At 58.1% G+C, this 6,372-nt stretch carries 2 protein-coding genes; both read right to left on the bottom strand.

Annotation, left to right across the window (positions count from 1 at the left end):
• Positions 1-3,082, bottom strand: a 3,082-nt coding sequence (locus VJV58_RS01035) for a cadherin-like domain-containing protein (RefSeq protein WP_324135448.1), incomplete at its 3' end; no start/stop codon positions are given.
• A 498-nt stretch (positions 3,083-3,580) separates the two neighbouring features.
• Positions 3,581-6,372: VCBS domain-containing protein (locus tag VJV58_RS01040; protein ID WP_324135449.1), on the bottom strand; the 2,792-nt coding region annotated here is incomplete at its 5' end.

Consider the following 6,372-nt stretch of genomic DNA (forward strand, 5'->3'; position numbering starts at 1 on the left):
TGTGATTGTCAATCACCGAACCGCCGCCACTGGCGACACTTACCGAGGTGATCGACAAGGAGGGCCCGTCCACGTCGGTGACGCCAGCGAGCAGAGCCGAGGCGTTAATGACGTAGGCGGTGTCCTCCGTCCCCGCCGCCAGCGTGACTGGCGTTGCAACCGGCGCCTGGTCCGGCGCGACCAAGGTAAGACTTGCCGTCGAGCTTGTGCTTAGCGTTCCGTCGGACGCGCTGTAGTTGAAGGTAGCTACGCCGAAGAAACCGACCTGTGGCGTGTAGGTCCAAGTGCCATCATGATTGTCGATCACCGAGCCGCCACCGCTGGCGACGCTTACCGACGTGATAGACAATGATGGGCCGTCGATGTCCACTACGCCGACCAGAAGATCCGCCGCTGTGATGGTGTACGGCACATTTTCCTGGCCTTGGGCCAAAGTAACCAGAGATGCTACTGGCGGCACATCCGCCAAGGTGACCCCCGGCAAATCCGCATCAAATATGCTCACTTTGACAGGAATCGTGGTGGTGCTGATCTCCGTTGACAACGTGATCACGTAATCCCGGCTCACCAATTGCCCGGGCACCAGGGAAGCGAAATCGGATTTCACTTCGCTAAAATTCCACTGGATATTCCCGTTTGCATCGAATGCAGCACTGAAGTGACCGGACGGGTCGGAAACCGTAAGTGTTACGCCGCTGCTGTTGCCGGTCAGCTCAATAAGGCCGCTCGCGGTGAGCACCGCCGGCGCATGCGCGCTTTCCTGGATGACCGCGGAATGGCCTGAACTCGGGTCGACAACAAAGATGTTGCCGCTACCGCCTGTCCCACTCGACAAGTTGGAAGCGTTGCTGCCGAAGGCGACGAACAAGCCGCCCGCACTGATCGAGGCGCCAAGATTGGACGCGGCATTCCCCACGGTTCCGTCCGCGAGAGCCGATACAAGCTTGAAAACCGGATGCGAGGGATCGGTAACGTCGACCACATAGGTATCCGCCACCGAATTCGTATCGTCCGCCGTTAGCCGCGCATCGCTGGCGAAGATAATGAAGTGCCCGTCCGGACTAATGACGGGATTGTAGCTCGCGCCCCCGGCATTTGCGGTTTGAAAAACAACGTGGCCAGCTGTCAGGTCATAAAGGAAAATTTCGGAGTGCCCGTCGGACGCATCGCTTTGATAAACGACGTAGTGTCCGTCGGCACTAACCGAGGCCGCGGTGTTGCCGGCACCCGTAACCGTGCTGGCAATCGCCGCAACGCCCGCAGTCGAGACGTTGTAGACAAACAATTCACCGGAGCCGCCGGGGGCCCCATCTGCATTCCAGAATGCAATGACGTGGCCATCAGCACTGATTGCCGGCTTCAAAAGCGATCCGGTCGCTCCAATAGCGGCCGGCGTGATCGAAGCCAGCGCATGGCCCTGCTGATCGTAGACACCAATACTCCCGCCGACCTGCTCGACGACGATGGTGCTGCCATTTCCACTGATCGCCGGCGCACTTCCGGGCGCAAGCTGTCTTGTCTGCTGATAGGCCGCGTCCGAAGGATTGTTGTCATAGATGAACACAAAGGACTGGGTGCCGTTCGAGCCCTGGTAGACGATGTAATGGCCGTCCGAACTGATGCTGGGTACTGAGTAGGTGAAGCCGTTGGCTGGCGAGGCGATCGTGGCGGTTACATTGGACTGGCGGTCATACAGGAAGATTGCGCCATCGGGATCGTAGGTAACGAAGCGGCCGTCGGCGCTCATCACCGGACCAAAATGGTCCCCCGCGCCAGTCGAAATCAGTGTGACCTGCGGCCGCGTCACGACAAACGGTATTGCTATCGGAGGGATCGTCACCTGCTGCAACACAACGTTATTGTCGCTCACCACGATGGTGGTCGCAGGCTGCTGCTGCGTCGACGAGTTGGACGAGGTTGTTGCGCCACCCGTGCTGGTGGACGATGTAGATTTCCCGCTTAGTGCGTCCGCGAGCGCAATCTCGACCGGATTTTTGGTATTCGCGCCCACGGTTCCGAGCGTCGTGACCGGCGTATCGCTCGGGGCAACAGGAGTACTGCCGGCAAATTTGGTGGTCGACTGCGGATTTGCATCGCCCCGCCGTCCGTCGGTCGGAGGCGGCAGATTCGGGACCTGCTGCTTGCCGACATCGTAGGTGCTCAACACCTGCTGGAACGCGTTGAATTCCTGAGCGACCTGTGCCGGCGTCTTGTTGCTTTGCTGCGCAATGACGTCGAAGTTGGCCGTGGGCGTCAGCGTCAGCGAGGCACCATTGCTGGTAACCGTTCCGATCAGATCGCCTCTGGTGTTGAACACCTGGACGGCATGCACTTGCCCGTCCTGCTGGTCGACCACGGAGATCGACACCTTTCCATCCGTCGACGAGATATCGAGAATAACCGCGGTGCCGCGAATGCCGATTGATGCGACCGGCGTCGCAACTTTCATGTCGCCGGTTTTCGCAACCTGGCCCGCGACGAAGTTGGCTGCGCCTTGAACGAGCGTGAACAGGGCCGTGTTCGATGTGCTGTTCGCGTCGTAAACCAGATCGTTCAGCATCAGCCGCGCGTTGGCGGTCATGTTGAAAGTGGTGCCGTCATTCAAGACCAGGCCAACCGTCGATCCGCTGCCGGTCTGCACCACGTCGTTTTGATAAACGTTGTCGCCGGTGTTGACGTCGATGGTGACACCGTTACGCACGATGCTGGCGCTTCCGGTCAGCTTGACGACATGCCCGACCAGTTTGGGGGCCGGCGGTGCTCCTGCCTGCGCGTAGGCGGTGTGACCGGTGAGCGCCTCGACGACCTTGATATCGAGCGGCGCACCATCAGGCGACATCAGGATCGGACGCTTGTCGCCCTGAAAGTAGTCGTTCACGACCAGCCGATGTTCGCGATCGGAGATGATCAGGTCATTGCCTGACCGTTCGAAGTCTCCGGCAAACAAAAGATGCGCATCTGGAACCGTGATCGTTTCCGCATGATTGTGGTGCGGAAGTGCCTCGAAATTGACATAACCGCTCGAATGCGAACCGAGCCCGTTCGCGTCGAACTTGCCCCCGGCGTAATTCAAATGCGCCACCTCTAAAAAGAGGGTTAATATTTATATAATATTCAAAGTACCTTTTTGCTTATCATTCGAAAGGGCTACGCGGAAGCGCCCGTCAGGCAAGCCGTCAATTTAATCTGTGACCTCCGCGAAAAGTTTGAGGGAACAATGAGATCGGCAGGTACCATATTTAGCCGCCGCCATAAGCAAAAGAAGGCAAAATTGCGGCTACTTGCAACCGTCAAGGCCATTCTTCAAATATTCGACAATGAGATCAGCCAGCGAAGACGCTTCAAAAACTAATATAGACCAGAATATACATTGTTTTACGGTAGCGTGGCTGGATTCGAGTGGATCAAGGGTGGTGTAATCTTGCCTTCGGCAAATTAGCCATAGCTCTCAAAAATCGACATGAGAATGGGCAGAAGCCTGGCGAACCGCCCGCCGACAGCAACGATTCGCGTCAACCGCGTTTTCCTTGCCGATAAACGTCCTGGTCCTTACGCGCTGCGGTGCCCAGCAACGACTTTGCTACACGATCAGATCGTGAGCCACGTAAACAATAGCAGTACCCTTTGCATGATCCGGCACGATGCTGAAGTTATCCGCCGAGTAAATCCCGAGCAGAGACAGATTCACGGTTGCTGATCCATCTGAAACGGACAGGGTGCCGCCGGTGCCGGACGAGTTTTCATGATAGCTCAGCGAGGTCGCGCCAAATAAGTCTGCGAGATCGATGGTGTCTGACCCCGCAAACCCGGAGATCGCGCCATTGAAGTGGAACGAATCTTCAAGCTTGAGCGTGCCCGCAGCTCCCGCGCCGAACACAACATTCGCTGTCGATGATGCTGCGAAGTCGAGCGTGCCGGCGCCATCGATCTTGGCAATGCCATTGCCACTCACGTCACCCTCAAGCGTCAGATACGCCCCGTTCGCCCACAACACCCCCGAATTCGCGATTGCGCTCGCCACCACCATCCCGCCCGAACCCGACGCTTCCAGAACTCCCGAATTCATTATCGAGTTTGAACCGGTATCGACGGTCAGAGCATGCGTGCCGGTGGCATCGATGGTGCCGGAATTGGTGAGGCTCAGAGTGCCATTACCCAACTGGCCGGCTCCCGAAATCGTGTTGTCTTCGTTGTCTAAGGTAACGGCGGAGCTCGTTCCGCAAATGACGTTGTGATCGCTGTCCGAAAGAACAATGTGTCCGCCGCCATCGAGCGTGATGCCAGATCCGATAAGCTGCAGGTCGGTATCATCGCCAATCGAATTCAGCGCAACTGTGCCGGCGTTATGGATGGTGCCACTCAGAGGCAGCATGGCGCCATCCGCGATAGTCATGGTGCCGGTGTTGTCAAGCACGGGAGCTTGATCGAACACAAAATTGTCCGCCGTTAGTGCGGAAGCGTGGACACCTTGCAGGGCAATCGACTGACCGTCCGCGAGCGTGATGATTGCATTACCGCCGCTGTCCTCGGTCAGATGTGCCTGGACCTCGGCAAAGCTCGTGAAACCCGTATAGCCGATAAGATCGATTTGATCCTGAGCGGTGTCGAAAGCGTAGACGGTATCGTGTCCGATCGGCTGCGCGAACACCAGCAGATCCTTGCCGCTTGATGCCGTCAGGAAATCGTCGCCCGACCAGGCAATGATCGGCGAACCGTTTGAATAGGCTTCCAGATTGTCGCTCAACGTAAAGGTCGCAATGGTGCCATCCAGCTTGACGACAGATTCGCTTACGTTGAGCAGGACGGCCCCAGCGAATGAGGCCACTGTCGTTACGCTCAGTGACGCGATGTCGCTCGTCTGCACGCTCCAGGACCCATCAGCATTATGCGTCCCGCCATTTAGGGTCCAATCCGACGGGAGATCCTTGATCGTCACCGTGACGAGCGTGCCAGTATCATCACTCGACGGGGTGAGACCGAGATTGATCGGCTCGCCTGCGATCCCTGCTGGCGCGTCATTCTTTGCGCCCACGGTGTAGGTGCCGGCGCTGAACGCGCTTGAGCCGCCAACGCTCGACGGCATGGTGATGATTGAGCCGTGCGCGGAGCCATCCGTCCCGTCCCATGCTTTAAAAGTGAGCGTCTCGGTGGATCCGCTTCCGGCTCCGGTAAACCGGACTTTGTCGGTCGCAGCCAGCAGCAAGGCTTGTCCGGCCTGAAGCACAATATCAACCCAAGCCCCGCCGGGAGAGGTCTGGTACTGCCATATTCCGTTGGCATTATCGATGGCGATGATGGCGATTCCGAACTGAGCACCCGCATCGACATCACTAACCGTAAGAGCGCTGCTGCCGAAAAAAATGTGACCGTCAGAAACCGCCAAGCCATTGTTGTTGGCGAGGTTCGCCTGTTTGGGCGTTACGCCCCCTTGCACGACCGGTGCATCGTTGGTGCCGAACACGGTCACGGTCAGATTGGCCGATGATGTGCCGCCGAATCCATCGGAGATGGTGTAGCTGAAGGTGTCGGTGACTTGCTGACCTGCTGCCAGCGACTGCACGTTACTCTGGCCGTCGGCCAACGTATAAACGTAATCTCCTGTGGCCTTATTGATCACCAGGCTGCCGTACGTCCCGGTCTTGGCGAAGCTCGTTCCCTGATCGGTGCCACTTGCCAGTGCTACCACGGTGAGCGCGTTATTATCTGGATCGACATCGGCGTGATCCGCGAACGTGCCGGTTGGCGCGCCAGGGTGCGCCAATGTGTCCAGAACGTTGCCGCTCGCACTCGTGGCTGTGTCTTCCTTCACCCAGTTGGTGTCGTTTGCTGCGACGGGCGGCTTGCTCACTCCTAGAATGTTGACGGTCAGCAGATGGGCGGTGCCATCGGCCGAAGTCACCGTCAGGGTGTCCGTGTAGGTTACGCCACCGATAAACTCGCTATGAGCGGTGTCGGTGGTATAGCTCCAGACGCCAGCGGCGTTGATCGAAAACTTGCCGAACCCGCCCGAGCCCTCGATATTGCTTTGCGCATTGAAGCTCGCCGCACTATCGACATCACTGATCGTCAGCGTTCCGCCGGTCGTCAGCACCGCATCGCTCTCGGTCAGATTGCGGGTGTCGGTGCCGCCGATTACCGCGGCATCATTGGTGCCGAGAATGTTCACCGTCAGTAGATGGGCGGTGCCATCGACTGAAGTCACCGTCAGGGTATCGGTGTAGGTTACGCCACCGATAAACTCGCTATGAGCGGTGTCGGTGGTATAGCTCCAGACGCCAGCGGCGTTGATCGAAAACTTGCCGAACCCGCCCGAGCCCTCGATATTGCTTTGCGCATTGAAGCTCGCCGCGCTGTCGACATCACTGATCGTCA

The organism is Bradyrhizobium sp. (assembly GCF_035273305.1).
Taxonomy (GTDB): Bacteria; Pseudomonadota; Alphaproteobacteria; order Rhizobiales; family Xanthobacteraceae; genus Bradyrhizobium.